Annotated in this window: 24 protein-coding genes and 1 pseudogene; 6 read left to right on the forward strand and 19 right to left on the reverse strand. The window is 72.1% G+C overall.

All coding sequences use genetic code 11. The features are described from left to right. Position 1 precedes the first annotated feature (1 nt). A pseudogene (locus ACZ67M_RS16055) lies at positions 2 to 214 on the reverse strand (SAM-dependent methyltransferase); the annotation flags it as partial. A 146-nt stretch (positions 215 to 360) separates the two neighbouring features. Here ACZ67M_RS16055 and ACZ67M_RS16060 point away from each other — a divergent pair. Further along, on the forward strand, positions 361 to 1,785 hold the full coding sequence (locus ACZ67M_RS16060; RefSeq protein ID WP_385794215.1) for a condensation domain-containing protein: 1,425 nt from the start codon (positions 361 to 363) through the stop codon (positions 1,783 to 1,785). A gap of 94 nt (positions 1,786 to 1,879) precedes the next feature. On the opposite strand, the gene ccsB is transcribed toward ACZ67M_RS16060, so the two are convergent. The 7 genes from ccsB to hemL form a co-directional block, all read right to left on the reverse strand. Then, a complete protein-coding gene (ccsB, locus tag ACZ67M_RS16065; protein WP_361353333.1) occupies positions 1,880 to 3,004 on the reverse strand; it encodes a c-type cytochrome biogenesis protein CcsB in 1,125 nt (374 codons plus the stop codon). After that, the gene (gene resB, locus ACZ67M_RS16070; protein ID WP_469851265.1) at positions 3,001 to 4,728 is read right to left on the reverse strand and encodes a cytochrome c biogenesis protein ResB; all 1,728 of its coding nucleotides are present in this window, start codon (positions 4,726 to 4,728) and stop codon (positions 3,001 to 3,003) included. The genes ccsB and resB overlap by 4 nt, the downstream gene beginning before the upstream one ends. 3 nt (positions 4,729 to 4,731) lie before the next feature. Beyond that, positions 4,732 to 5,502 (reverse strand): cytochrome c biogenesis CcdA family protein, encoded by a 771-nt coding sequence (locus tag ACZ67M_RS16075; protein WP_361353338.1) that lies wholly within the window; start codon positions 5,500 to 5,502, stop codon positions 4,732 to 4,734. Position 5,503: 1 nt separating this feature from the next. Then, entirely contained in the window at positions 5,504 to 6,139 is a 636-nt protein-coding gene (locus ACZ67M_RS16080; protein ID WP_385804005.1) for a TlpA family protein disulfide reductase, read from the reverse strand. 66 nt (positions 6,140 to 6,205) lie between these two features. Beyond that, complete coding sequence (locus ACZ67M_RS16085) at positions 6,206 to 7,504, reverse strand: polysaccharide deacetylase family protein (RefSeq protein ID WP_392098931.1); 1,299 nt, start codon at positions 7,502 to 7,504, stop codon at positions 6,206 to 6,208. A 125-nt stretch (positions 7,505 to 7,629) separates the two neighbouring features. Continuing rightward, entirely contained in the window at positions 7,630 to 8,319 is a 690-nt protein-coding gene (locus ACZ67M_RS16090; RefSeq protein WP_122615593.1) for a histidine phosphatase family protein, read from the reverse strand. Beyond that, on the reverse strand, positions 8,316 to 9,632 hold the full coding sequence (hemL, locus tag ACZ67M_RS16095) for a glutamate-1-semialdehyde 2,1-aminomutase (RefSeq protein ID WP_365637772.1): 1,317 nt from the start codon (positions 9,630 to 9,632) through the stop codon (positions 8,316 to 8,318). Before hemL ends, ACZ67M_RS16090 begins: the two co-directional genes overlap by 4 nt. A 352-nt stretch (positions 9,633 to 9,984) precedes the next feature. Between hemL and ACZ67M_RS16100 the strand changes: the two genes are divergently transcribed. Beyond that, positions 9,985 to 10,611 (forward strand): hypothetical protein, encoded by a 627-nt coding sequence (locus tag ACZ67M_RS16100; protein WP_185832335.1) that lies wholly within the window; start codon positions 9,985 to 9,987, stop codon positions 10,609 to 10,611. 124 nt (positions 10,612 to 10,735) lie between these two features. Here ACZ67M_RS16100 and ACZ67M_RS16105 read toward each other — a convergent pair whose 3' ends face one another. The 7 genes from ACZ67M_RS16105 to ACZ67M_RS16135 form a co-directional block, all read right to left on the reverse strand. Then, positions 10,736 to 11,248 carry a copper chaperone PCu(A)C gene (locus tag ACZ67M_RS16105; RefSeq protein ID WP_469851268.1) on the reverse strand — a complete coding sequence of 171 codons (513 nt, stop codon included), beginning with the start codon at positions 11,246 to 11,248 and terminating at the stop codon, positions 10,736 to 10,738. Continuing rightward, entirely contained in the window at positions 11,245 to 13,533 is a 2,289-nt protein-coding gene (locus ACZ67M_RS16110; RefSeq protein ID WP_469851270.1) for a heavy metal translocating P-type ATPase, read from the reverse strand. Before ACZ67M_RS16110 ends, ACZ67M_RS16105 begins: the two co-directional genes overlap by 4 nt. Beyond that, on the reverse strand, positions 13,533 to 13,787 hold the full coding sequence (locus tag ACZ67M_RS16115) for a hypothetical protein (RefSeq protein ID WP_469851271.1): 255 nt from the start codon (positions 13,785 to 13,787) through the stop codon (positions 13,533 to 13,535). The genes ACZ67M_RS16110 and ACZ67M_RS16115 overlap by 1 nt, the downstream gene beginning before the upstream one ends. 201 nt (positions 13,788 to 13,988) lie before the next feature. Next, positions 13,989 to 14,585, reverse strand: coding sequence for a sigma-70 family RNA polymerase sigma factor (locus ACZ67M_RS16120; protein WP_469851272.1), 597 nt, complete (start codon positions 14,583 to 14,585; stop codon positions 13,989 to 13,991). A gap of 151 nt (positions 14,586 to 14,736) precedes the next feature. Continuing rightward, positions 14,737 to 15,507 (reverse strand): hypothetical protein, encoded by a 771-nt coding sequence (locus tag ACZ67M_RS16125; protein ID WP_469851274.1) that lies wholly within the window; start codon positions 15,505 to 15,507, stop codon positions 14,737 to 14,739. A 90-nt stretch (positions 15,508 to 15,597) separates the two neighbouring features. Further along, positions 15,598 to 16,239: a sigma-70 family RNA polymerase sigma factor gene (locus tag ACZ67M_RS16130; RefSeq protein WP_469851276.1), complete on the reverse strand. Its 642-nt coding sequence runs from the start codon at positions 16,237 to 16,239 to the stop codon at positions 15,598 to 15,600. 189 nt (positions 16,240 to 16,428) lie between these two features. Beyond that, the gene (locus tag ACZ67M_RS16135; protein WP_469851278.1) at positions 16,429 to 17,130 is read right to left on the reverse strand and encodes a hypothetical protein; all 702 of its coding nucleotides are present in this window, start codon (positions 17,128 to 17,130) and stop codon (positions 16,429 to 16,431) included. A gap of 263 nt (positions 17,131 to 17,393) precedes the next feature. Here ACZ67M_RS16135 and ACZ67M_RS16140 point away from each other — a divergent pair, with 263 nt between their 5' ends. Both ACZ67M_RS16140 and ACZ67M_RS16145 read left to right on the forward strand, forming a co-directional pair. Continuing rightward, complete coding sequence (locus tag ACZ67M_RS16140; RefSeq protein WP_469851279.1) at positions 17,394 to 18,512, forward strand: MFS transporter; 1,119 nt, start codon at positions 17,394 to 17,396, stop codon at positions 18,510 to 18,512. After that, complete coding sequence (locus ACZ67M_RS16145; protein WP_469851281.1) at positions 18,509 to 19,555, forward strand: sugar ABC transporter permease; 1,047 nt, start codon at positions 18,509 to 18,511, stop codon at positions 19,553 to 19,555. The genes ACZ67M_RS16140 and ACZ67M_RS16145 overlap by 4 nt, the downstream gene beginning before the upstream one ends. Here ACZ67M_RS16145 and ACZ67M_RS16150 read toward each other — a convergent pair. Further along, entirely contained in the window at positions 19,552 to 20,748 is a 1,197-nt protein-coding gene (locus ACZ67M_RS16150; protein ID WP_469851282.1) for an acyl-CoA dehydrogenase family protein, read from the reverse strand. The genes ACZ67M_RS16145 and ACZ67M_RS16150 overlap by 4 nt on opposite strands. A gap of 110 nt (positions 20,749 to 20,858) precedes the next feature. Here ACZ67M_RS16150 and ACZ67M_RS16155 point away from each other — a divergent pair, with 110 nt between their 5' ends. Beyond that, positions 20,859 to 22,601 (forward strand): CoA transferase, encoded by a 1,743-nt coding sequence (locus tag ACZ67M_RS16155; protein ID WP_469851283.1) that lies wholly within the window; start codon positions 20,859 to 20,861, stop codon positions 22,599 to 22,601. After that, a complete protein-coding gene (locus tag ACZ67M_RS16160) occupies positions 22,598 to 24,280 on the forward strand; it encodes a class I adenylate-forming enzyme family protein (RefSeq protein WP_469851284.1) in 1,683 nt (560 codons plus the stop codon). Before ACZ67M_RS16155 ends, ACZ67M_RS16160 begins: the two co-directional genes overlap by 4 nt. Positions 24,281 to 24,391: 111 nt before the next feature. On the opposite strand, the gene ACZ67M_RS16165 is transcribed toward ACZ67M_RS16160, so the two are convergent. Genes ACZ67M_RS16165 through ACZ67M_RS16175 form a run of 3 tightly spaced genes read right to left on the reverse strand, consistent with a single transcriptional unit; the run spans position 24,392 to position 26,684 of the window. Then, positions 24,392 to 25,225: a metal ABC transporter solute-binding protein, Zn/Mn family gene (locus ACZ67M_RS16165; protein WP_453441150.1), complete on the reverse strand. Its 834-nt coding sequence runs from the start codon at positions 25,223 to 25,225 to the stop codon at positions 24,392 to 24,394. Further along, positions 25,183 to 26,052, reverse strand: coding sequence for a metal ABC transporter permease (locus tag ACZ67M_RS16170; protein ID WP_469851286.1), 870 nt, complete (start codon positions 26,050 to 26,052; stop codon positions 25,183 to 25,185). Before ACZ67M_RS16170 ends, ACZ67M_RS16165 begins: the two co-directional genes overlap by 43 nt. Further along, positions 26,049 to 26,684 carry a metal ABC transporter ATP-binding protein gene (locus ACZ67M_RS16175; protein ID WP_469851287.1) on the reverse strand — a complete coding sequence of 212 codons (636 nt, stop codon included), beginning with the start codon at positions 26,682 to 26,684 and terminating at the stop codon, positions 26,049 to 26,051. Before ACZ67M_RS16175 ends, ACZ67M_RS16170 begins: the two co-directional genes overlap by 4 nt. Positions 26,685 to 26,823: the final 139 nt, after the last annotated feature.

Consider the following 26,823-nt stretch of genomic DNA (forward strand, 5'->3'; position numbering starts at 1 on the left):
CGGACGCAAGCCACGCCAGGCCCACTCCGCAGCCCGTGCCCGTCTCCGCGATGCCCTGCGATGCGCCCGCCGCCAGCAGGTGGAGCAGGCGCCCCTGTTCGGGCCGGCAGGAGAAGGCGAAGCCGTGTGCCCGGGCCGCCGCCACGGCGCGGACGACCAGTGCCGGCAGGGTGGGGTCGTCGTCCCGGTAGGCGTCCGTCCCCTGAAGCGACATGTCCCGCATTATGGCCTCACCCGGGCACCGCACCGCCGTTCGAAGGGCCATCCGTTCCGTTGAACCGTGGCGACACGGCCGGTGTGCGGTCGTAAAACCGGCATTCCCTTGGTCGGGTCTGTTACATCTGCGAACGGAGACCCCTCGTGCGAATGACCGACATCCACCGCTGCGAGATCCGGCCCGGGCGCCTCGTCGAGTGGACGCTCAGTGCCAGGACGCTCGACATCGCGGCGGCGCTGCCCGAGGACGCGCGACCACCCGCCTATATCCAGGAGTCGCACATCCGCACGGCCCGGTCGGTGCGCGAGGACGGGCTGTTCGTGCCGACCTGGCTCGGCACGGCCTTCGACATCCCCGGCCCGGTCGACCTCGACGTGCTCCAGGAGGCGCTGCGCGCCTGGACCCTGCGGCACGAGACCCTGCGCAGCGGTTTCCGGTGGGGCGGCGAGGGCGGGGACACGATGCGCCGGTTCACGCTCGACGCGGACGCCGTGGACCTGCACCGCGAGGACGTCGGCGACTTCCCGGACGCGACCGTCCTCGCCCGCCACCTCCAGGACCGCTTCGACCGGGTCGCGGACGCGCTGCGCTGGCCCAACCTCATCTATACGGCTGTCGTCCGCGAGGACGGCGTCAGCGTCTACATGGCCTTCGACCACAGCAACGTCGACGCGTACTCGATCTACCGGATCCCCGCCGAGGTGGGCGAGTTGTACGCGGCCGGCGTCGCGGGCCGGACCGTGCCGCGGTCCCGCGTCGGCTCCTACGTCGACTTCTGCGAGGCCGAGCGGGCCGACGCGGACCGGATCGACGGCACCCACGACATCGTCGCCCGCTGGCGGGAGTTCATCCGGCGGTGCGACGGTCGGCTGCCGTCCTTCCCCGTCGACCTCGGGGTCGAGCCGGGCGCCACCCTGCCCGAGCAGCACATGCTGCGCGAGCCGTTGGTGGACGCGGACGACGCCGCCGCCTTCGAGGCGTACTGCCGCCCGTACGGCGGCAGCCTGGTCGGTGTGCTCGCCGCGACCGCCCTGATCGTCCACGAGATCGGCGGCGAGCCCGTCTACCGCACCGTCGTCCCCTTCCACACCCGCTCCCGGTCCCAGTGGTCGGAGTCCGTCGGCTGGTACGTGGGCGGCGCCCCGATCGAGGTCCCGGTGGACCGGGCCCACGACTTCCCGAGCGCCCTGCGCACCGTACGCGCCGAACTCCAGGCCAACCGGCGGCTGTCCCGCATGCCGATCGACCGGGTGCTGCGCCTGCTCGGCACGGACTTCCGGCCGACCTCGCCCGACCTGTACTCGATCGTCTCGTACGTCGACGCCCGCGACGTCCCCGGCGCCGGCCACTGGCCGGACCAGTCGGCGTACGCCCTGCTCCGGGTCTCGTACGGCGACCAGGTGTGCGCGTGGGTCACCCGGCTCCCCGAGGGCCTCTGGTTCGCCAGCCGCTACCCGGACACCGACGTGGCGCACAAGAACCTGCGGCTGTACGTCGAACGCCTGCGGGACGTCGTCAGGGGCGTGGCCCGCTCCGGCCCGGTGCCGAGGGCCCCCAGCCGCGGGTGAGAGAGCCCCTCCCCGGACGACAGATGCGTCTCGGACGCGAAAGGCCGGGTCCGGTGACCTGGGTCACCGGAACCGGCCTTTCGCGGCGCCTTGGTCAGAAGCCCACCGACTGAAGGGCGCCCAGGCCGACGTCCGCGTACGAGTGCTTGCCGGAGACGAAGATGTTGACGCCGTAGTAGTTGAACAGCCAGCAGCCGAAGGCGATCAGGGCCAGGTAGGCGGCCTTGCGGCCCTTCCAGCCGGCGGTGGCACGGGCGTGCAGGTAGCAGGCGTAGGCGACCCAGGTGATGAAGGACCAGGTCTCCTTGGGGTCCCAGCCCCAGTAGCGGCCCCAGGCGTCGCCCGCCCAGATCGCGCCCGCGATGATCGTGAACGTCCACAGCGGGAAGACGGCGGCGTTGACGCGGTAGGCGAACTTGTCGAGGGAGGCGGCGGAGGGCAGCCGGTCCAGGACCGAGTTGGCGAAGCGGCCGGGGGTGCCGCCGGAGGCGAGCTTGTTCTCGAACGAGTCCTTGAAGAGGTACAGGATCGTGGAGACCGCGCCCACGTAGAAGACCGCGCCGCAGAAGATCGCCGTGGAGACGTGGATGTACAGCCAGTACGAGTGCAGGGCCGGGACGAGCTGGTCGCTGGCGGTGTAGAGGACCGTGACGGCGAGGCCGAGGTCGAGCAGGACCGTGGTGATCAGGGGCAGGCCCAGCCAGCGGACGTTCTTCTTCAGGGCGAGCAGCGCCAGGTACACGCCGGTGGCGACCGTCGTGAACGTGATGTTGAACTCGTACATGTTGCCCCACGGCGCCCGCTGCACCGACAGCGCGCGGGTGAGGACGCCGCCCGCCTCGATCGCGAAGGCGAGGAGGGTGAGCGAGATGGCGATCCGGCCGTACAGGTCGCCCTGCTCGGTACCGCCGTGCGCGCCGGGGCCGTCGGGCACGTCACGGGAGCCGGAGGCGGCGCGGACGACGACCTCGGGGCGCTCCAGTACGGCGGTGCCGCCGGCCTTGTTCACGGTGACGGCCGGACCGGCCTTCGCCTTGGCGGCCTTGGTCTCGTCCGTGGCGGTGAGCGCGGCGGCGGTGCGGCCGACCTTGCTGCGGCTGCCGAAGAGCCACTCGGCGATGTACGCGAAGAAGGCCAGGGTGTAGACGGCCATCGACGAGTAGATCAGCGTGTTGCTGACGTTCGCCAGATTCTCGTTGGTCGCGGCGGCGAGATTCACTTCTCAGCCCCTTCGGCAGGTACGGCGTGGGTGTCGGGGGAATCCGGGGAGTCGGGGGTTTCGTCGTCGTTCTTCGGCGCGTCCGGTGCCTGGTCGTACAGGACCCCGGCCAGGTCGCCCAGTTCCTCGGGGACCTTCGCGGACTCGCTGCGGCCGAGGCCCGCCATCTCGACGACCGTGACGCCGTCGGCGCCGCGCACGGCCCGTACCCAGACGCGGCGGCGCTGGATGAACAGGGAGCCGGCCAGGCCGAGGATGGCGACGACGGCGCCGCCGAGCGCCCAGCCGCTGCCGGGCTGCTGCGTGACCTGGAAGCCGGCCCACTCGTGGATGCCGTTGAAGGTGACCGAGCCGGCGCCGTTCGGGAGGGTCATGGTCTCGCCGACCTTCAGCTGCTTCTTGAACAGCTTGCCGTCGGAGCCCTTGAACTCCTTCAGGTTGGTCTTGTCGAGCTGGTAGATGCTCTGCGGGAAGCCCGCGTCGACACCGAGGTCGCCGTGGTAGGCGGAGAGCGCGAGCATCGGGTTGATCAGCGCCGGGAAGGTGGAGAGCATCGTGCTGCCCTTGCCGCCGTACGTCGGCAGGAAGAACGCGTTGAAGCCGAGCTGCTCCTTGACGCCCTTCGCGTTGCGGTAGCCGTCCATGACCTTGATGGCGCCGGAGGACGTGACGTTGGAGTCCAGCGGCAGCAGGGCCACGGCCTGCTTGTCGGTGACGACGTTGCCCTTGGCGTCCCTGACGGTGACGACGGGGGCGTAGCCGTGGCTGACGAGGTAGACCTTGGAGCCCTCGATCTCCAGGGGCTTGTTGACCTTGATGGTCTTGGTCTTCTCGGCGCCGTCGGCGCCCTCGCTGTACGTGACGTGGGCCTCGTAGATCCGCGGGGTGCCGCGGTTGGGGCCGGTCGGCTCGTAGGTGCCGCGGAAGTTCTTCAGGGAGAAGCTGAACGGGTCGAGCTGGTCCTGGTCGAAGAGGTTCCCGGACTTGAAGTCGTCGTACTGGGTGAGGGTGTTGGCGAAGCCGTCGCCCTCCAGGATCAGCTTGTTGCCCTCGTACTTGAACAGCTGGCCCCACGCGAAGGCGATCAGCATCACGATCAGCGCGATGTGGAAGGCGAGGTTGCCGACCTCCCGCAGGTAGCCCTTCTCGGCGGCGACGGCGTCGCCGACGGTGTGCGCGCGGAAGCGGCGCCTCCTCAGCAGCGTCAGCGCGGCCTCGCGGACCTCCTCGGGCTCGGCCCCGGTGCGCCAGCTGGTGTAGGCGGGCAGCCGGTCCAGGCGGCGTGGGGCGCCGGGCGGGCGGCCGCGGAGCTGGCCGACGAACTGCCAGGTGCGCGGGACGATGCAGCCGATGAGGGAGACGAACAGCAGGATGTAGATCGCGGAGAACCACACCGAGCTGTAGACGTGGAAGAGGCCGAGCTTGTCGTAGACCGGCGCCAGGATGTCGTGGTTCTGGCGGAACTCCTCGACCTTCATCGCGTCGACGCCGTCCTGCGGGATCAGCGACCCGGGGATCGCGCCCAGCGACAGCAGCAGGAGCAGCAGCAGCGCGACGCGCATCGAGGTGAGCTGGCGCCAGAACCAGCGGGCCCAGCCGATCACGCCGAGCGAGGGGAGGTTCGGGGCCTCCTCCTTCGGCGCGGTGGAGAGCTGGGAGCCGGCGGCGCCGAGGTCCCCCTCGTCGGTGGCTGTCGGGGTCTCGCCCGTTGTCGTCTTGCTCATCGGTCAGATCCCCACAGTGAAGCCGTTGGACCAGGTCTGCATGTCCTGCACGATGGCGTCCCACGCGCCGGTGACCAGCAGCAGGCCGGTCGCGATCATCATGACGCCGCCCACGCGCATCACCCAGACATAGTGCCGCTTGATCCAGCCGAAGGCGCCGAGGGCCTTGCGGAAGGCGATCGCGGCGAGGACGAAGGGGACGCCGAGGCCGAGGCAGTAGGCGACGGTCAGTATCGCGCCGCGGCCGGCGGTGCCCTGGTCGGCGGAGAGCGCGAGCACGGAGGCGAGGGTCGGGCCGATGCAGGGGGTCCAGCCGATGCCGAACAGGGCACCGAGCACGGGGGCGCCGATCAGGCCGTTCACGGGCTTCTTGTGGAAGCGGAACTCGCGCTGGGTGAGCCAGGGCATCAGGCCCATGAAGAAGACGCCCATGAGGATCATGAAGACGCCCAGCACCTTGCTCAGCACGCCCCGGTTCTCCTGGAGCGTGTCGCCGAAGTAGCCGAACAGCGCCCCGCTGGAGACGAAGACGGCGGTGAAGCCGAGGACGAAGAGGGAGGCGCCGGCCACCATCCGGCCGCGCCGGGCCTCGCCGAGGTCGGTGCCGGTGACCCCGGTCACGTAGGAGAGGTAGCCGGGGACCAGGGGCAGCACGCAGGGCGAGAAGAAGGAGACGAGGCCGCCGAGCAGGGCGATGGGGAGGGCCACGAGGAGGGCGCCGTTGAGCACCGTGCCGTTGTAGCCCTCGGCGGCCAGCGTGGTCACTGCGGACACGTCACTTCTCCGACTGGAGGTACGGGTCGAGCATCTTGCGCAGCTTCTCCTCGCTGAGCGCCTGGAGGGTGCGCGCGGCGACCTTCCCCTCCCGGTCGATGATCAGCGTCGAGGGGATGGCCTGCGGGTTGAGGGTGCCCTTCTCGAAGCGGAGCATCAGCTTGCCGGTCGGGTCGTACAGGCTCGGGTACGTGATCCCGTAGTCCTTCTCGAAGGCGCGGGCCGGACCGGTGGAGGTGTCGCGGGTGTTGATGCCGACGAACTGGACGCCCTGGCCCTTGGTGTCCTTGTAGACCGTCTCCAGGTTCTTGGCCTCGGCGCGGCAGGGCCCGCACCAGGAGCCCCAGACGTTGAGGACGACGATCTTGCCCTTGAAGTCGGCGACGTCGACCTGTCCGCCGTCGACGGTCTTGCCGGACAGCTCGGGGGCGTCGGCGCGCTCACCCTGCTTGGCGGTGGCGATGCCGTCCGAGCCGGTGATGAAGCCCGTCTGGCCGCCGCCGCCCGAGGTGCCGCCGGAGCTGCACGCGGACACGAGCAGCGCCGCGGCGGCAGCGCCGACGGCGAGGACGGCGCGCCCTCTCAGGTGGGCGGCGGTGCGGTTCGAGCGCAGGGGGGCGCGGCTGGCGGCACTCATGTGAAAAGTTTCGCATGTCCGTTCCGAGGATCTTGCGCACCCCCCTTACGGCCGGAAACCCGCATTTCAGGCGGCGTTCGAGGGTGCTCCCGAACCGGCCGGCGCGTCCTTGAGGAAGGCGTTCCAGCCACCGGCCGGACGCTGCCCCACCTCGACGGTGCGCAGCTTGGCCAGCACCTCCGGCTTCTGCGCGTCCATCCAGTCGGTGAACTGGCGGAAGGAGACGAGCCGGATGTCCTCGCCCTTCTCCTTCTCCCGCGCGACGTGCTTGAGGACGTTCTCGACGGCGTCCATGTAGATGCCGCCGTTCCACTCCTCGAAGTGGTTGCCTATGAAGAAGGGTGCCCGGTTCGTCTCGTACGCCCGCTTGAAGCCGGATATGTACGCGTTCGTGGCCTGTTCGCGCCAGCCCGGGTAGTTGTGGGCGGGGGCCTTGGTCGAGTTGACCGACTGGTTGGCGAGGATGTTGTAGTCCATCGAGAGGACCTCGAAGGAGTGCCCGGGGAACGGTATCTGCTGGAGCGGGAAGTCCCAGACGCCGTCCTTCTTCGCCGGCCACACCTGACGGCCGCCGGGCGAGGAGGCGTCGTAGCGCCAGCCCAGCTCGCGGGCGGTGGGCAGCAGGTTGTCCTGGCCGAGCAGGCAGGGCGTGCGGCCGCCGACGAGTTCCTTGTCGTAGTCGAAGGGCAGGGACGGCAGGTCGGTCCAGCCGCTGTTGGTCCGCCACTCCTTGACGAAGGACTTGGCCTGGTCGATCTCGCTGCGCCACTGCGCGGGCGTCCAGTTGCCGACCGAGCCGCCGCCACCGCAGAAGTGGCCGTTGAAGTGGGTGCCTATCTCGTGGCCGTCCAGCCAGGCCCGGCGGACGTTCTTCAGCGTGTCCTTGATGTGGGCGTCGGTGAGGTAGCCGATGTCGGAGGCGCCGCGCGGGTTGTTCGGCGGGTCGTAGAGGCGCTTCTTCGACTCGGGCAGCAGGTACAGGCCCGACAGGAAGAACGTCATGTGCGCGCCGTGCTCCTGCGCGAGGTCGAGGAAGCGCGGGAAGAGCCCGTTGCCGACCTCGCCGGCGCCGTCCCAGGAGAAGACGACGAACTGCGGGGGCGTCTGGCCGGGCTCCAACGGCACCGGCGCGTCCGGCTGGTGCGGCTGCTTGCCGGTGTACGACGTGGAGCCGTCGCCGATCGGCTTCGCCGGGGCCTCGCTGCTGCCGGAGGGCGAGGGCTTCCCGGAGTCACCGGCCTGGTGCGAGCCGGCCGACGACTGGTGGGAACCGGAGCCGCAGCCCGCGAGCCCGACGGCCGCCGCGGCGCCGGCGCCGAGTCCGAGCATCCCCCTGCGGGTGAGAGTGCGGTTGGAAGTGCGCATCGCAACCTCGTTCGTCGCGTCCTTGGGTGGTCACCCTGTGAGAGGACGCGACGAACGGGTGGGTTCGCGAAAACGTGTGCGGATTCGGTAACGGGCGTCACACCGCCCCGGGCCGTACCGCCGGGTCAGGCGCCGTACGCCTTGCCCTGCCCCTTCACCGGCTTGGCGCCCGCGAGGAGGTGGGCGGGGACGAGGTCGCGGGCGGGCTCGGTGTAGCCGACGGAGACGATCCGGTCGCCGCGGTACGTGAACGTCGTCAGGGACGCCAGCGTGCACTGCCGCTTCCGCGGGTCGTGCCACAGCCGCCGCCGCTCGACGTACGAGCGCAGGATCCAGATCGGCAGCTGGTGGCTGACGATCACGGCCTCGTGGCCGCGGGCCTTGTCGCGGGCCGCGTCCAGCGCGCCCTTCATCCGGACCACCTGGTCGACGTACGGCTCACCCCAGGACGGGCGGAACGGGTTGACCACGTGCTTCCAGTTGCCGGGCCGGCGCAGGGCGCCGTCGCCGATGCCGAAGGTCTTGCCCTGGAAGACGTTGCCCGCCTCGATGAGCCGCGCGTCGGTGTCCAGGTCGACCCCGTGCGACTTGGCGATCGGCGTCGCCGTCTCCTGCGCCCGCTCCAGCGGGGAGGCCACGACGTAGGTCACGTCGCGCGGGGCGAGGTGCTCGGCGACGCGGTCGGCCATGCGGCGGCCCAGCTCGGAGAGGTGGTAGCCGGGCAGGCGGCCGTAGAGGACGCCGGTGGGGTTCTCGACCTCGCCGTGCCGCATCACGTGGACGACGGTCAGCTCCGCCTTGTCGTCGTTGCTCATGCCGTCGCCTCCGCGGCCGCGCGGGCCGCCGCCGGGAGGGCGTCGGCGATGCGCTGGACGGCCCGCTCGTCGTGGGCGGTGGAGACGAACCAGGACTCGAAGGAGGACGGCGGCAGGTAGACGCCGTTCGCGAGGAGCGAGTGGAAGAACGCGGTGAACCGGAAGGACTCCTGCGCCTTGGCGTCCTCGTAGTTGGTGACCGGCCGGTCGGTGAAGAACACGGAGAACATGTTGGAGGCGTTCTGCAGCGTGTGCGCGACGCCTTCCTTGCTCAGCGCCTCGGTGACGAGCCCCTGGATCTGCCGCGACACGGCGTCGACCGTCTCGTACGCCGCGTCGTCGAGGAGCCGCAGCTGGGCGAGGCCGGCGGCGGTGGCGACGGGGTTTCCGGAGAGGGTGCCGGCCTGGTAGACGGGGCCGGCCGGGGCGAGGTGCGCCATGACGTCGGCGCGCCCGCCGAAGGCAGCGGCGGGGAACCCACCGCCCATGACCTTCCCGAAGGTCATGAGGTCGGGGACGACCCCCTCCACGCCGTACCAGCCCGCGCGGCTGGTCCGGAACCCGGTCATGACCTCGTCGGACACGAACAGCGCGCCGTTCGCGGCGCAGGCGTCCTTCAGTCCCTGGTTGAACCCGGGCAGCGGCGGCACGACGCCCATGTTGCCGGGGGACGCCTCGGTGATCACGCAGGCGATCTCGCCGGGGTGCGCGGCGAAGGCGGCGTGCACGGCCTCAAGGTCGTTGTACGGCAGCACGATCGTGTCGCTCGCCTGGGCGCCGGTGACGCCGGGGGTGTCGGGGAGCGCGAAGGTGGCGACGCCGGAGCCGGCGGCGGCCAGCAGCGAGTCGACGTGGCCGTGGTAGCACCCGGCGAACTTGATCACCTTGGTGCGCCGCGTGAACCCGCGGGCGAGCCGGATGGCCGACATGGTCGCCTCCGTCCCGCTGGAGACCAGCCGCACCTCCTCCAGCGGCGCGACCCGCTCGACCATCGCCTCGGCGAGGGCGACCTCACCCTCGGCGGGCGTGCCGAACGACGTCCCGCGCGCGACCGCCTCCTGCACGGCGGCGATCACCTCGGGGTGGGCGTGCCCGAGGATCATCGGGCCCCAGGAGCAGACGAGGTCGACGTACTCGCGCCCGTCCGCGTCGGTCAGGTACGGCCCGGTGCCGGACACCATGAACCGCGGCGTGCCGCCGACCGCGCGGAAGGCGCGCACCGGGGAGTTCACGCCGCCCGGCGTGACGGCCGCCGCGCGGTCGAACAGAGCCTGCGAGGCCGGTGCTTCGTATGGATATGCCAGTTCGCTCATGACCTGCGACTTCTCCGACCTTCTCGACCTTCTCCGACGTATCGGACTCTGCGTGGCCCCCGCCCGGGCCATGCGCGGACCCTGATCGGCCCCCGGCCCGGCCCCTGGTTGCCCAGGGTGACCTTGACAAGGGTAGACAACCGCCCCGATCGCCGTGCCGTCTGCCAGACTGGAGCCCGTCCACGCAGCTCAATGAGGCGGCGCGGGCGCGGCTGCCGACCGTCCTGCGGACTCGTGACGGACAGATGTTTCACCGCACGTTTCGGCGAGCGGCCGTGGGGGAGGTCACTGACACGATGATCGGGTTGCGCGGCGGGGGCCACGCGTCCTAGAAAAGCAGTCGGGTGGAGATATGCATCGCGGTGGCGGACTGGGCGAGGGGACCGACGACCTGGGTCCTCGACGTGCCCGGCGGGGAAGGCACCGACGCGAGGCGGAGGAAGCGTCCGAAGCACGTCAGACACACGGCACACCGAGCGAGCCCGACCGGGACGCACGGCACGCCGGCCGGCCGGGGGCGGAGAGCAGGAATGGTGGTCGGGTGGGGGTGACCTACAAGTACTTCGGCGCGCCCGACGGCGCGACCGCGGCCCGCGTCCCGATCTCGATGCGCCCCGAGGAACTCGGCGGCGACGAGCTCGGGATGAACGGCATGTTCACCAAGATCAAGCCGGAGACCATGGCCGCCATGGTCCTCACCGGCATCGAGGGCGTGCCCCTGCACAAGGTCCCCCCGCTGGAACTGGTCGTCCTCCACCCCGACTACGCGGTGGTGAAACTCCCGATGACCGTCGTCGACCCCCTGCGCGGCATCGGCGAGGAAGCGGTCGGCGCGGCGGCCTTCATCTGGTCGACGGTCCCCGACCGGGGCGGGCCGCGGGACGCGTTCAACGTGTACCAGTTGCTGCACGAGTGGCAGGACTTCAGCCACCGGCTGCATGAGGCGGGGCATCAGCCGTACTGTCTGGTGTGGCCCTGAGCTGGGATTTCATGAGGACGGGCGGGGCATTCGGGCCTCGCCCTTTTGCGTGCCGGGGCGGGGCCGTCAGGTGGCCGGGGCACATTGAGGCGTGCGCCCCAAGGTGCCCTCGCGCGCGTCGTGGTCACTCGGACACGGGCCGGACGACCACCGCCAGGACCTCCACTCGCCCGCTGTGCTCGAAGCGGAGCGTGAAGGGCACCAGGTCGCCGATCTCCCAGCCCGCCGTGGCCGGGACGGTCACGTCGTTGCTGAGCGGCGTCATGTCGAGGGTGCCGCCCGCGGGAACCGGCAGGGAGTCGGCCGGCTGTCGGTAGGCCGCTCCGCCGGCGGTCATCCGGTGGCTGCTGAGGGAGATGCCCTCGGAGACGTCGGACGAGGTCACCTCCAGCAGACGGTCCCGAGCGCCACCGGTGTTGCTGATCCGGAAGAACGCCGCCGTCTCCGGCACTCCCTGGGAGGGGAGGAAGAGTCGCGCGTCAGCGACAGCGATGCGGGCGGGCGTGCCGGCGTTGCCCGTAGCGGTCCAGACGGCCAGACCGCCCAGGGCCAGTACGCAGGCGCAGACCGGCGCCAGGGCGGCCAGGGCGGTGTCCACGAGTCGACGCCGGGTGGGTGCCCAGGTGGAAAGTGTCATCCCGAGGTCTCCGCCCTGGCCTGCGACGCGGCCGGTCCGTTGCTGCGGGCCGGTGACGGCTGCCAGGCGCGCAGCCGCAGGCTGTTGCCCACCACGAGGAGTGAGCTGGCGGACATGGCGACGGCCGCCAGCATCGGGTTGAGCAGTCCGACCATCGCAAGGGGCACGGTCACGACGTTGTAGCCGAAGGCCCACAGCAGGTTGACGCGGATCGTCGCCAGCGTGCTGCGGGACAGGCGGACGGCGTCCGCGAGAGCGTCGATGTCTCCGCGCACGAGAGTGACGTCGGCGGCTCCGATCGCCACGTCGGTGCCGGTGCCCATGGCGATGCCCAGGTCGGCTCCGGCCAGCGCCGCGGCATCGTTGACGCCGTCGCCGACAACGGCGACCCGACAGCCCTCTGCCTGCAACTCCCGGACGAGTCTGGCCTTGTCCTCCGGGGTGCAGCGAATGTGGACGTCATCGATGCGCAGGGCCGTGGAGACGGCGCGGGAAGGCGCCTCGCTGTCTCCGGTGGCCAGCACCGGACGTACGCCCAGGCGGCGCAGCCGGTCCACGGCCCGGTAGCTGCCCGGTCGCAGTACGTCTCCGACCTCGATGACCGCCTCGGTCACTCCGTCGACGCGGACCATGACGGGGGTGCGAGCGGCCGTCTCGGCGGCGGCCAGCGCCTCGGCCAGCGGGGCCGGCAGGTCGTCGTCCGGTGCCAGGACCTCCACGCGCCGTCCCTCGACGTTGCCGCGCACGCCGCGCCCCGGCAGAGCGGCGAAGCCGGTCACGTCGGGCAGCGTCCCAGCCGGGGCGGCGCGCCGGGCGTGGGCCGTGATGGCTTGTCCCAGTGGGTGTTCGGAGCCGCGCTCCACCGCGGCCGCGAGCCTGATCGCCTGTTCCTCGCCGATGCCCCGGGGCGCGGCTGTGACCCGGGCGACGCTCATGTGCCCGGAGGTGAGGGTCCCGGTCTTGTCGAGCACCACGGCGTCGATGTGCTGGAGTCCTTCCAGGGCCTGCGGGCCGCTGACCAGAACGCCCAGTTGAGCGCCACGGCCGGTGGCGGCCATCAGGGCGGTCGGGGTGGCGAGGCCGAGGGCGCAGGGACAGGCGACGACCAGGACGGCCACGGAGGCGGTGATCGCGGCCTGCGGGTCGGCCCCCGCGCCGAGCCAGAAGCCCAGGACCGTTGCGGCCAGGGTCAGCACGACCGGTACGAAGACCCCGGCGACCTTGTCGGCGAGGCGCTGTGCCCGCGCCTTGCCGGCTTGGGCCTCGGTCACCAGGTGGGTGATGCGGGCCAGCTGGGTGTCGGCCCCGACCGCGGTGGCCCGCACTGCCAGCAGACCGCCGACGTTCACGGAACCGCCGATCACGGCAGCGCCGGGACCGACCTCGGCCGGCTCGCTCTCTCCGGTGACCAGGGAGAGGTCGACGGCCGAACTGCCTTCGGCGACAGTGCCGTCGGTGGCCACGCGTTCCCCGGGCCGGACGACGAAGATCTGTCCCACCCGGAGTTCCTCGATGGCGACGAGACGCTCACCCGTGTCGTCGCGTACGGCGACCTCCTTGGCGGCCAGCTCCGCCAGTGAACGCAAGGCGGCTCCGGTGCCCTGTCGGGCCCGCGCCTCCAGGTACCGGCCCGCCAGGACGAACAGGGGGACGCCGACAGCGGCTTCCAGGTAGATGTGGGCGACGCCGTCCGAGGCGGTCGGCACCAGGCTGAAGGGCATCCGCATGCCCGGATCGCCCGCTCCGCCGAAGAACAGGGCGTAGAAGGACCAGGAGAAAGAGGCCACGGTGCCCAGCGAGACCAGGGTGTCCATGGTCGACGCCGAGTGCCGCAGGGCCCGCGCCGCCCGCTGGTGGAAGGGCCATGCGCCCCAGACCACGACGGGCGCGGCGAGCACGAAACACAGCCACTGCCAGTTGCGGAACTGCCAGGCGGGCACCATCGACAGCACCAGCACGGGGACGGCCAGCAGGACGGTGACCGTGAGCCGATTGCGTTCCTGCCCGGCCTCCGCCTCCGCGGCGTCATCCTCGCGGCGCCGCTCTTCGGGCGGCTCGGGCAGCGCGGCGGTGTAGCCGGCCTGCTCCACGGCGGTGACGAGCTGCTCCGGAAGTACTTCGGGGGGATGGTGCACGCGGGCCCGTCCGGTGGCCAGGTTCACGCTGGCGGTGACGCCGTCCAGCCTGGCCAGCTTCTTCTCCACCCGCTTCACGCAGGCCGCGCAGGTCATGCCGCCGACCGTGAGGTCGGTCACCTCCTGCACGGATGCCGGTTCACCGACCATCAGTGTCCGCTCCCGTGGTTCATGCCGCCCATGTCGTCGTCCTCCGCGTCCGTGCCGCCGCCCTCACGACCGTCCTGGGTGATGCCGGGACCGTGCATCCCGGGGGCGACGGGGCCGACACTTCGGCCAACGGCGTAGGAGGCGGCGAACACCAGGACCAGCAGCACGAGGAACCCGCACAGCGCGGGAGGGGGCAGTAATCGGCGCAAGAGGCCAGTTGGTGCGCCTGAGGCGAATTGCCGTGTCTGCGCCATCTGTCGATTCTCCCGATCGCGTCGCACGTCCTACGGCTGCCGCTGGAACGAGGGGCGCCGGTACACCAGTCGGGGTCGTTGGTGTTCCAGTTCCCCAGGGGTGAGCGTGATGTCCATCACTGGATGGCGTCGAGACCTGACGGCCCGCGATGTCCGCTGCCACAGGGCAGCGGACATCGGTCCGGGAGGCCTGCTGTCCCGTCAGGCCGCGGCGGGTTCCACCGAGTGGCGGGCGGCGGACTCCTCCGCCGCCCACTCGACCAGGGCGGCCCGGGCCCGGGACACCCGGGAACGCACCGTGCCGACCGGGCACCGGCTCACTTCGGCGACCTCGGCGTACGGCAGGCCGAGGAGTTGGGTCAGCACGAACGCCTCACGGCGGTCACCGGGGAGGGCATCGACCAGCTCCATGAGGGCGATGCCCTCGTCGAAGCCGGGCAGCCCGGCCGGCTGGGCGCGTTCGACCGCGACCTGCCAGTCGTCGGTCCACGCGGTGCGAGGTCGGCATGCGGCACGGCGCAGGCTGTCGATGACGGTCCGGCGGGCGATCGACAGCAGCCAGACGCGCGCCGAGGAACGCCCCTCGAACCGGGGGAGTGCCGTCAGGGCGCGCAGGAACGTGTCCTGGGTCAGGTCGTCCGCCGCCTGCGCGTCGTCGGCGAGGTACGAGACGAAGCGGCGCACGTCGCGTTGCAGTGCCCGCACGAAGCGGTCGACCGCTTCACTGTCGCCGTCGGCGGCGGCGAGGGCCCATGCGGTGACCGTCTCGTCGGTCACGGTGGGCAGGGCAGGTGTCATGGTCCTGTGGTCCTTCCTGAATCCCGCGCGCACCGGCCGGAATCGGCGCGGGCGCCGTGAGCCGTCGCACGGGTGCTGGGGAGACCCGGCCGCGTGAGAGGGCGGACGGGAGACCGCCTCCGCACGCAGGGCGGTGGCGGTGATCCGGCTGTCAGACGACAGCGGTCTCCCCGGGAGGCCCCCGGGTGGCGAGGAAGTGGACGAGCAGGAGTTGCCGCAGTCGCCCCCTCGACCGGGGAGCCGGCCGGAAGGAGGGCAGAGCGGGAGGCGGGCAGAGTACGGCCAGCACCAGCCGCAACGGCACGAACGCGCGGTCGGCACAGGCGCGGACCAGCTTGAAGGCCGCGCTCTCGCCCTGGGCCAGCCAGAGTCCGCACAGGACCGCGGCCAGCACGTGGGCGGCCAGCATGCCCCACGAGGACGTGCCGGCCATGTGCGTCATGCCGTGCATGCCACCCATGCCGGTCATCGCCTGCATGTCATGTCCCGCCGGGGCCACGCCGTGGGCACCGTGAGCCGTCACGTGATCCGCGTGGTGCAGCCCCGCCGCCACGGCGATGTCATAAGCCCGGGCGGCCTGCGCCGGCGTCGGGGCCGCACCGCACAGGAAGTGGTCGGCCCACTGTCGAAGGGACTGCGTCGTCCCGGGCGCCGCAACCGGCCGGTCGCCGGACTGTGCGAGCGTGAAGGCGACGTGCAGGACGGTCTGCGCGGCGACCGTCAGACCGGCCACCGTACGGCGGCGCCGCTCACGGGCCCCGAAGGCCCAACCGACGGCACCGACCACCGAGGCGCCGGAGAGGAGCACCCACCAGGGCAGCCCCTCCCCCGACATCACCACGTGTCCGAGGGCGGCGAGCACCACGCAGACGGCCGCGAACACCGCGGCCCGCAGCACTCGCAGAAACCCACCGACTGACATGGCGCCCCATCCTGGCACTCGGTGGACGAGCGCCGTCACCGGGGAGGCGACCCGCCCGGCCCGCGGCAGGAACCGAGTCCGCCCGGCCCGTCAGGCCGGAGTCCTCCACGGGTCGGCGCGTTCCGCCTCGTGCAGCAACTCCAGCAGCGCGGCACGGGCCCGAGCGACTCGTGACCGGACCGTACCGACCGGGCACCCGCTGAGCTCGGCCGCCTCCGCGTAGGGGAGACCGAGAAGCTGGGTGAGGACGAACGCCTCCCGGCGCTCGGCGGGCAGCGCGTCCAACAGCTCGGACAACGCGACACCGTCGTCGAAGCCGGGCAGTCCGCGCTCCTGGGCTCGCTCGGCGGCGGCCTGCCAGTCGTCGGTGTCGGCGAGACGCGGCCGGGCGGACGCGTACCGGTAGCTGTCGATCACCGCCCGGCGTGCGATGGACAGCATCCAGACACGGGCGGAGGATCGGCCCTCGAAGCGGTGCAGGCTGCCCAGTGCCCGCAGGAAGGTGTCCTGCGCCAGGTCGTCGGCGGTCTGCGGGTCGGCACTGAGATACCCGACGAAGCGCCGGACGTCTCGTTGGAGAGCGCGGACGAACCTCTCGACAGCTTCCGGATCACCACCGCGGGCGCTCAGCGCCCAGGTCGTTATCAGCTCGTCGGGAGACGTCCCTTCTTCAGGTGCTCTGGGCGGCTGCTGGGTCCTGGCACGTGCGGCAGAAAGAGTTGGACTGATCACCTGGTGTCCTTCTCGAGGGTCCGGAGGGCCGGCACGCGGACATCCGGAGACCGGACCGGGCGGCCATGAGGCACACCCGGGTCCGGTAAGGGCAGGGGATGGCGGGAGTACGCCTGGATCGCGGCGTACTCCCGGTGCCCGAAGCCGTCCGGGGGTGTGGCCCAGGACGGTGTCGGGGAGCCGGCTGTCTCAGCGGACAGCGGTTCCCGTCGGTGGGCCCCTGGAGGTGATCGCGTACACCAGAAGCAGCCGGTGTGGGCGACGGTCCGTGCGACCGCGGCGCCGGAGGAGGCGCGGTCGGCGTGGCGTCGCGGGAAGGGCGAGGAGCAGTCGCAGTGGGGCGGCCAGCCATCCGGTGACGGCCCGCAGAATGCGGAAGGCCGCCCGTTCGCCGTGAGCGAGCCACAGGCCGCTCAGCAGGGCGGCCAGCAAGTGAGCGGCGAGCATGCCGGCGCCCATCCCACCGCCCATCATGTGGTCGGCTCCCGTCATGGGGTCCATGCCGTCCGCCGACTCCATGGCGGGCCCGCCTCGGGTCATGGAGTGCGTGGCATGACCGGTGTGCCCCGTGGAGGCCGGGGAGAGCATGGGGAACACGTCATCAGCCGCACCGCCCAGGGACAGGGAAGGCGCGGACAGCGCCTGGGCGTAGGAGAACCACTCGTGCAGTGCCGACTGGGCGACCACCACGATGAAAGCGACGAGAAGCATCCCGCGTTCCCGGCGGGCCAGACACCATCCCGTCCCACCGCACGTCACCACCCCGACCGCGAGAGCCCACCAGGGGACGGAGAGGCCGGACATCATGACGTGCCCCAGGGCGGCGAGCAGCACGCAGACGGCCGCGAACACCGCGGCCCGTGTTGTGCGGAGACACCACCCAGCACCCATGGCGGCTCATCCTTGCATTTTCGGCACCCCGTCCTGAGGCAGTACGAAAAGTTCGCCAGTCCACCACTCAACGGCTCGCGGTGATTCACGTCACGTCACATCGTGGGAACCCGGGCGAGGTTGCTTTCGACTGCCTCCTCCAAGGAGGTGCGTCTGTGACGACGGGACGGGCGGGGCAAGTCGGTCGAGGCGGGGCAGGTCCGGCGGCCGAGGGAGCACCCGAAGGAGCGACGGGGGCGCTGACCACGCTGCTGACGTGCGCCATGGCCTTCTCGATGATGCAGCTGTTCCTGCTCGGGGCCCTCGGCCCGCGACTCGTCGCGGACCTCGGCGTATCACCGACGGTGCTCGGGCTGACGACCACCGTCGGGTTCACCACGGCGGCCGTGCTCTCCCCGGTCGGCGGACGGGTGGTGGACCGGGTGGGGCCTCGACGCTGCCTTGTGGCCCTCCTTGCCGTGGCCGCCGTCGCGCTGGCACTGATCGGGACGGCTCCAGGCTCCGGGTTCCTGCTGGCCGCCGTCGCGCTCGGTGGTGTGCCGCAGGCGCTGGCCAACCCGGCCACGAACAAGGCGATCCTCGCCGCCGTTCCGCCTGCCCGGCGCGGTTCGGTGACCGGCATGAAGCAGTCGGGAGTACAACTGGGAGCGTTCGCGGCGGGGTTGCCGCTCGCGGCGCTGGCCGGCCTCACCGGATGGCGGGGCGCCGTGTGGACCGCTGCGGGTGCGGCGGTGGCGGCCGCCGTGTGGGCGGCACGCGCGTTGCCCGCCGACCCTCCCGCGAAGTCCACCCCGACGGTGTGGGTCCCGCGGGGGATGATCGCGTGGCTGATGGTGTTCTCGCTCCTGCTCGGCTGCGGTATCGCCTCGGTCAACACCTACCTGTCGCTGTACGGCACCGAGCGTCTGGGGCTGGGTCCCACGGCGGCGGGGGCGCTGGTGGCCGTGCTCGGCGTCTCCGGGATCGTGGGGAGGCTGGGCTGGTCGAAGGTGGCCGGGCAGCCTGGACGGGCGGTCTGGCTGCCGGGTTCGCTCGCCGTCGGAGCGGTGGCGGCGGCCCTGCTCCTGGTGGGCTCGGCATCCGCCGGCCCGCTGGTGTGGGCGGCGGCCCTGGCCGTCGGGGTGTTCGCGGTGGCGGCGAACGCGGTGTCGATGGTGCTCGTCATGCAGCGCGCGGCGCCGGGCCGGGCCGGGCAGGACTCCGCGCTGGTCTCCGCCGGTTTCTTCGCCGGGTTCGCGATCGGTCCACCGCTGTTCGGGGTGCTGGCCGAGGCGGGCCGGTACGCGGGTGGTTGGCTCCTCGTGGCGGCCGAGTTCACGGGGGCCGGGCTGGTGGCACTGCTGTGGGCCGTGCGGGAACGCCGGTCGGGCGTGCGTCGGTGAGGGCGCACGCGGAGGGGACCGCCCGGCCCCCCGAGGAACGATGGGCCAACCGCACGGGGCCGCAGGCCGCGCCCGAGTGGGCCGCCTCGGCGCTCGACTCCGTCCTCGCCAGGGTCGCCGCCACCCGCACCGAAGTCGGCGAACGCTTCCCCCTCTACGCGGACCCCGGCTCCGGCGGGTGGAAGACCACCGCGCGTGGCTCCTGGACCGGCGGTTTCTGGGCCGGACTGCTGTGGCTGCTCGCCCGGCACACCGGCGCCGGCGCCGACCGGGAGGCCGCACAGGCGTGCACCGCCCGACTGGCCCCCTGGGTCGAGGCGGACACCTCCACCCGGGGCCTGATCTTCTGGTACGGCACCCTCTTCGCCGACGACGGGGCTCCGATCCGGGACCGGGCCGCTCGGGCCTGCCGGGACGCCTTCGACCCGGAGCTGGGCCTCGTGCCGTGGGGGTCGGCGTTCGGCGGACCACGGCGGATGGCCCGCGTGGACGGCGTCCCCGGCATGGTGCCTCTGCTGGCCACGGTGGACGCGGAGGCCGCCGCCTCGCATCTGCGCCGCCACCTCGGCCTGTGTCTGGGCTCCCGGTCGTCGTCCTGGTCCTGGCTGCACACCGAGGCATCCGGCTGGGCCTCCTGTGCCGACCCGGCACCGGGCTGGAGCCGTGGTCCGGCGTGGCTGCTGCTCGGCCTTGCCGAAGGCGCCCCTCTACTGGGCGACGACGCGCTTGCCGGTCTCGCCGACGCGTTGACGCCGGCCTGTTCCGTGCCCCTCGCCGACGACGCCCGCCCCGCCGGCCCCCTCGACACCTCAGCCGCCGCCATCACCGCGCTCGCGCTGCTGCGTCTGGACCATCGGGACCGAGCCGCAGGCATCCTGGAAACGCTGGTCCAGCGGCACCTGACCGCCGACGGCCGCCTCCTGGACGGCTGTTACGACCTCGGTTCCGGAAACGCCGTGCGGCACGAGCTGATCTGGGGCGACTTCTTCCTGGCCTACGCTCTCGCGGAACTCACCGGCCGGATGGACGGGCACACCGGTTAGACCTGCTCCGCGCGCAGCACACGCCGGGCCACGGAGGTGATGTGCAGTTCGTCGGGTCCGTCGAGGATGCGGGCCGCGCGTCCCGTACGGAACAGGGCGGGCAGCGCGGTGTCCGGTCCGAGACCGGCCGCGCCGTGAACCTGTATCGCCGCGTCGGCCACCAGTTGGAGCGTACGAGCGGCGGCGACCTTGGCCAGCCCCACTTCCACGTGGGCGTCGGCGCCCGCGTCCAGCCGCGCCACGGCCTCGTGGACCAACGGCCGGGTCGTCCGCAGGGCGAGCAGTGACTCGAAGACGTGGCGCTGGACGAGTTGCAGGTCGCCGAGGGGGCCGCGGGAGCGGGAGCGGGTGACGGCGCGTTCCCGCATGAGATCGAAGGCGCGGGCGGCCTGACCGAGCCAGCGCAGGCAGCGCAGGGTCCGGCCGAGCTGGAGCCGTTCGGCGGCGACGGCGAGGGCCTTGCCGCGATCGCCGATCAGGTGGTCGGCGTCCACCGCGACTCCGTCGAGTGCGATCTCCACCTGTCCGGCAGCGCCGAGCACGGGCAGCTCGCGCACCACCCGGAAGCCGGGAGAGCCGGCCGGGACCAACAGGAGGGACAGGCCCTCGCGTTGTGGAGGTTGCCCGTCCGTGCGCGCGAGGACGGTGACGAGGTCGGCGGCGTCGCCCCCGCTGACGAACCACTTGCCTCCCGTCACCCGCCAGCCGCCCTCGGCCTCGGTCTCGGCCTCGGTCTCGACGGCACGGGTGTCGGTGAGGAACGGATCGGTGCCCGGGACCTCCGGCTCCGTCATCGCGTAACTGGCCCGCAGCTCTCCGGCGACCAGCGGCGCAAGGTAACGCTCGCGGACGCGTGGACTGCCGTGTCGCCACAGCATGAGCGCGTCCAGCAGGGAGGCCGACCCGAGGGCCGCCGGCCCGTGGTCACTGGCGCCCTCCGCCTCCGCGACATGGGCATAGGACCGCAGTCCAAGCCCCCGACCGCCCAGCTCGACGGGGAGAGGCAGCGCCCACAGGCCGCGGTCCTTGGCCTCCTGACGCAGTCGGTGCAGCGTCCGGGCCGCGTCCGGACCACCACCGTCCAGAAGCCGTTCACAGGGCACGACCCGGCTGCGGACGAAGTCCGCGACCCGCTCTCTCAACTCCCGTACGTCCGAAGGGCACTGCGGGTCACCGAGTGTCTCGTCCAGCACGTCTCCCCCACCTTCCAGGGAACTTCGGCTCCCGCCGATCCGACTGTCTGTTCGTGGAACCGGTCGGGGGTGATCACCCCCGGGTTCCCGCGCGTCAGGAAAGGAGAGGCATGGCACCACAGGCCACACCGCCCACCGCGCAGCCGTCCCGGCCCCTCGACGGACTCCGTCTGGAAGCCTCGGGCCCGCCGGGCCCGGCGGGCGGACTCGTCGCGGAGCACCTACGGCTGCTCGGCGCGGCGGAGACCGGACGCTCCGGCGAACGCGCGACACTCGCCGGCGCGGAGTTCAGCGGCGTCACCGCCCACACGACGTGGGGCGACCGAGCCGTCGACGAGGCGACGACGCAGGCGGTGACCGGCATCATGGGGGTGCACGGACGCCGGGACGGGACGCCACGCGGGCTCGCCGCCGACTACGCCGCCACCGCCGCCGGCGTGCTGACCGTGCAGGGCCTGCTGGCCGGGCTCCTCGCCCAGGCGCGCGGCTCCCACGTGGCGCTGACCGAGGTGAGCGCCGAACGGGCCGGACTGCTCGCCGTCTCGCAGTACCTCGCCGCGGCCGGAGCGGAAGAGGCCGAGGCGGCGGAGACCGCCCCCGGCGGTCCTCCGTTCACCTCCGCCGAAGGCATCGTCTTCGAGCTGGAGACCCTGGACCCGGGCGCGTGGGCCGCTTTCTGGCGGGCCCTCGGCGCACCCGCGGACGCCATACGGCGCGGCTGGCGCCCCTTCCAGTTCCGGTACGCCACGGCCTGCGCACCCTTCCCGCGGGAACTGCACGTCGCGGCCGGGAGCCACGGCTGGGAGCGCGTCCGGGAAGCCGCCCGGACCTCCGGTGCCGAGGTATGTGCTCTGCACTCGCTCAGCGAGCGGGCCGCCGAGTACGACGGCGCCCCGCCCTGGAAACTGACGGCGCACGACGCGTCGTACTCGGACTCCGGCGCACCACCGGACACCGACGCCCCGCTGGCCGGACTGACCGTCCTGGAAGCCGGGCGCCGCATCCAGGCACCGCTGACGGCGCATCTGCTGGGGCTGCTCGGCGCCGAAGTGGTGCGGATCGAGCCGCCGGGCGGCGATCCGCTGCGCGGTATGCCACCGACCTGCTCGGGCGTCTCGGCCCGCTGGCTGGCGCTCAACCGGGGCAAGAAGGCCCTTGAGGTGGACATCAAGTCCGCCACGGACCGGAGGCGGTTGCGCGCGATGGCGGCGGAAGCGGACGTCTTCCTCCACAACTGGGCTCCGGGCAAGGCCGCCGCCCTCGGCCTGGACCACGCGGACCTGTCCGCCGACAACCCCGCGCTCGTCTACGCCTACACCAGCGGCTGGGCCGACCGGCTCCCCGGAGCGCCGATGGGCACCGACTTCATGGTGCAGGCCCGCACCGGGGTGGGTGAGGCGGTACGGGCCGCGGACGAGCCGCCAGTACCGTCGCTGATGACTCTGCTCGACGTACTCGGAGGGCTCCTCGGAGCCGAAGCCGTCCTCGCGGGGCTGCTGCTGCGCCGGCGCACGGGAGCCGGTGTGCGGGTGGACTCGTCCCTGCTCGGAGCGGCAGACGTACTCACCGCACCGGCGCGAAGCCGTGCGGCCCAGGGCCTCGCCCCACGGCAGCCGGCCGGCTTCCGCAGGCCCGTGCCCACCACCGACGGCTGGATCGCCCTGCCCGACCACGCAGCCCTTCCGCACGACGCGCGGCACCTGTCCACGGCCGAGGCTGTGAGTCGACTGCACGAGCGCGGCATCACAGCCGTTCCGGTCGTCACCGACCTCGCCGAACTGCTCTCCTCCGGACCGATCAGCCGTGACGCCCACGGCTCCCCCGCCGTCCCCGCCCCCTGGAGGTTCGCATGACCGTCGCTCTGCACGACCTGCTGCCCGCCAACCTGCGCCGCACCTGGGCCGTCGAGGGAACCTGCCCCGACCTGGACCTCTACAGCCTCTACCGCGCCCGTCAGATCGCCGACCCCCACCGCACGGCAGTCCTCGACGCCAAGGGCAAGCTCTGCTACACCGCGCTGGACCGCAGAGCCCGATGTCTGGCCGCCGGACTCTCCGGCCTCGGGATACGCGCCGGTGATGTCGTCGGTGTCCAGATACCCAACGGCCGCGACGCCGTCGTCGCGGATCTGGCACTGGCCGCCCTGGGCGCGGTGGCGCTGCCCTTCCCCGTCGGGCGGGGCGGGCGCGAGGCCGCCTCGCTGCTGCGCAGATCGGAGGCGGTCGCGGTGATCGCGGCAGCCGAACACCGGGGCAACCGGCACGCGGACGACCTGCTGGCGCTGACGGGTGAGCTGCCCGCGCTGCGTACGGTGGTAGCCGCGGGGACGGCGGGCACCGCACCGGAGGGAGCGGTCCCCCTGTCGGCTCTGCTGCGCACCGACCCGAGGACGTTCACGCCGGCCCGTCCGGACCCCGACACCGCCGCCCGCATCCTCGTGTCCTCCGGGTCGGAGTCCGAGCCGAAGATGGTGGCCTACTCGCACAACGCCCTGGCCGGCGGCCGGGGCAACTTCCTCGGCTCCCTCATCCCGGACGGACGCCCGCCGCGCTGCCTCTTCCTGGTGCCACTCGCCTCCGCGTTCGGCAGCAACGGCACTCCGGTGACCCTCGCCCGGCACGGTGGAACGCTGGTCCTGCTCGACCACTTCACCCCAGACGCCGCGCTCGAGGCGATCGCCGAGCACGAGCCGACCCATGTCCTGGGCGTGCCGACCATGATCCGCATGATGTTGGACCGGATCGCGGAGGGCGGACACCGGAAGTTCGCTCCGCCGACGGCCGTGGTCGTCGGCGGCTCACCCCTGGACGAGGTCACGGCGGCCGAGGCCCGCCTGGCCTTCGGCTGCCCGGTCGTCAACCTCTACGGCTCCGCCGACGGCGTCAACTGCCACACGGGGCTGGCATCCCACTCCCCCGACGGCGACGGGCGCCCCGGCATCGCCGCCGGACAACCCGACCCCCGGGTCGCCGACATCCGAATCGCCGTCCCCGGCACCCGTGAGCTGCGGGAAGTCAGCGGGGGCAACGTCGGTGAGATCGTCGCCCGCGGCCCGATGACACCGCTGTGCTACGTCGCCGCCCCCGACCTCGACACCCGATACCGCACCGAGGACGGCTGGGTACGCACCGGAGACCTCGGCCTCATCGACGAGGACGGCACGCTGCGGGTCGTCGGACGGCTGAAAGACGTGGTGATCCGCGGTGGGGCGAACATCAGCCCCGCCGAAGTCGAGATCGGGCTGGCCGCGCACCCGGCGGTCCGGGACGTCGTGTGCGTCGGCGTGCCCGACCCGCTGATGGGTGAGCGTCTCGCGGCCTGCGTCGTGCCCAAGGAGGAGGCGGCGCCCACGCTGGAAGACCTGTGCGCCCACCTGGACGCGCGTGGTCTTGAACGACGCAAGCACCCCGAGCATCTGCTCGTGCTGAGCGAGCTGCCCCTGACACCTGCCGGCAAGCCGGACCGAGCTGGGCTGCGGGAACGGTGTGCGTCCGAGACGGAACGCCGACAGCCCCTGGCCCCGGCCGGCTGAACCGCGGGACGCCGGAGGGCCGCCCAGGGAAGTCCCCGAGGCGGCCCTTTCGACGGGCGACGCGCGGTCAGCCGCCCGTCACCGGACGTGCGCTCGACAACACGTCGCCACTCAGGAGGCCTTCATCGCCTTCTCCAGCGTCGTCGCCGCATTCTTGTACACGGTCAGCAGGTCCAGTTTCCGGTCCGGATAGTTGACGATTCCCACCTGGCGTGCGCCCGAGTCGGGCAGCACGGTGCCGGTCGCCATGTGCACGTTGTCGAGGACGAGTTGCGGCTTCTCCTTGGAGAGGTCGGACAACTGCTTGGCCGTCACCGCCTCCGGCCCGTACGTCCCGACCACCTCCGCCCCCGCCAGTTTCGCCGACCAGGCGGCGAAGACCTGGGCGACGGCGGTGGGTGCCTTGCCGTCCGGCCAGGCGCTCTTGAGTTCCTTCTGCAACTTGCCGTACTCGGTGTCGAACGAGGTGATCCACTCGGCGGCGGTGGCCTCGGTGCCGAACATCTTGCCCAGCCGCGTCACCTCCGCCTTCGCCTTGTCCGCGTCGTTGTCGAGATTGACCTCGACGAGTTCGGCGTCGCCCCCGGCGGCCTCCTTGAACTTCTCGGCGTACGGCTCGAAGGGCGCGTAGAGCACGAAGTCCGCGTCCGCCACGGCCGCGAGATCGGAGGGCTTCGGGTCGTAGTCGGGGGCGTGCTGCACCGACTCCGGCACGATGACCGTGACGTCCTCGGCACCCGCCGCCTTGGCGAACGCGCCTTCCCAGCTCGTCGTGGCGACCACGACCGGGCTGTCCTTACCGGCCGCGTCACCCTCCGCGCCGGACGAGGAGGACGAGGTGGCCGACGTATCGCTGTCGCCACCGCAGCCGGTGGCCGTCAGCAGGAGGGCCGCGCTGAAGCTCAGTGCGAGGAGGGGAGTGATGCGGACGCTGGTGCGCGCCATGAGCTGATTCTCCGTTCGGGTACGAGGTGGACGGCGAGGACGACCACGCCGGCGGTCAGAACGAGGACGGGGCCGGGAGGCCAGTCGAAACGGAGTGCGATCAGGAACCCGGTCAGGTTCACGACCACCCCGATGCCGATCGCCCAGGCGGTGATGGACAGCAGGGAACGGCCGAGCCGCCGGGCGGCGAGGGCCGGAAGGAGGGTCAGCGCGTCCACGAGGAGAGCACCGGTGAGCTTGATGGCTCCGGCGACGGACACCGCGACCAGGACCAGCAGCACGAGCGTGAGCCGATCGACCCGTACACCCGAGGAGAGGGCCAGTTCACGGTCGTAGAGGAGGAGGGCGATGTCCCTGCGGCGCCACCAGAACAGGGCGGGTACGACCACGGCCAGCGCGACGAGAAGCCACAGGTCGGCGGTGCCGACCGAGAGGATGGATCCCCAGAGCAGGGCGAAGGCGCCCGCCGCGTTGACGCCGGAGACGGCGAGCACCAACAGGGCGGCGGCGATCGCCAGGCTCATCAGCAGTCCCATCGCGCCGGACAGACCGTCCGGAGTGCGGGCCAGCGGTGCGACTCCGGCTCCGGCGAGCGCGCAGGCCACCAGCGCGCACAGCATGGGGTCCAGCCCGGTCAGCAGACCCACGGCGATGCCCAGGAGGGCCACGTGCATCATCGCGAACCGCACGGGCATGATGTCGAGGCCCACGATCACCACGCCGATCACCGGCAGCCCGACCGCGGCCACCAGCAGGGCGATCCCGGCTCGCTGAACCGGCACGAGTTGCAGGAGCTGCCCGACATCGGCGGCGGCCAGGGCATTCACCGGGCCTCCCGCAGCCGGCCCGCGGCCATCTCCAGCACCCGGTCACAGCGTTCGGCCAGAGCCCTGTCGTGCGTGACGACCACGACGGTCACCGGCAGGGACAGCAGTACGTCGGCCGCCTCCTCCTGCCCCGAGAAGTCGAGGGCGGCGGTGGGCTCGTCGGCGAGCAGCACGCCCGCCCCGGCCGCCACACAGCCGACCGCCCGCGCCAGGTACATGCGCTGGAGCTGGCCACCGGACAGTGTGTGCAGGGGCCGGTCCACGAGGTGACCGACCCTCAGCTTGTCGGCCGCCTCCAGCGCCTCGGCGCGGGAACCCCCGCTGGTCAGCAGCTCGTGGCCCAGCAGGGGGAAGCGTCCGGCCGCCGGCTTCTGCGGGATCCACGCGCACGCCCGTCTCCGCCATGCCCACTCGGCGGCGCTCCTGGTGGCCCGCCCGCCCACCAGGATCCGGCCGGCGAAATGCCGGTGCAGCCCCAGGACGGCGCGCACCAACGTGGTCTTGCCCGACCCGTTGGTACCGGTCAGAGCGACACGCTGCCCCGGCGCGACGTCGAGGTCGACGTCGCGCACGGCCTCGACCCTGCCGTGCCGGCACACGACGCCCGACAGCCGGACATCCAGCCCTTCCATGCCACCTCCCCACCTCCTCAGAGCAGTCGGACGGGATACGCGCTCAGTTCCCGCGGTGCCGAAGAGACCTGAACGGACTCGGCCTTCGCCTGCCTTCTGCGTATTGGCGTCAGGAAGTCGACGAAGAGAAGGTGGAAGG

This window comes from Streptomyces sp. NPDC107500 (assembly GCF_055582785.1).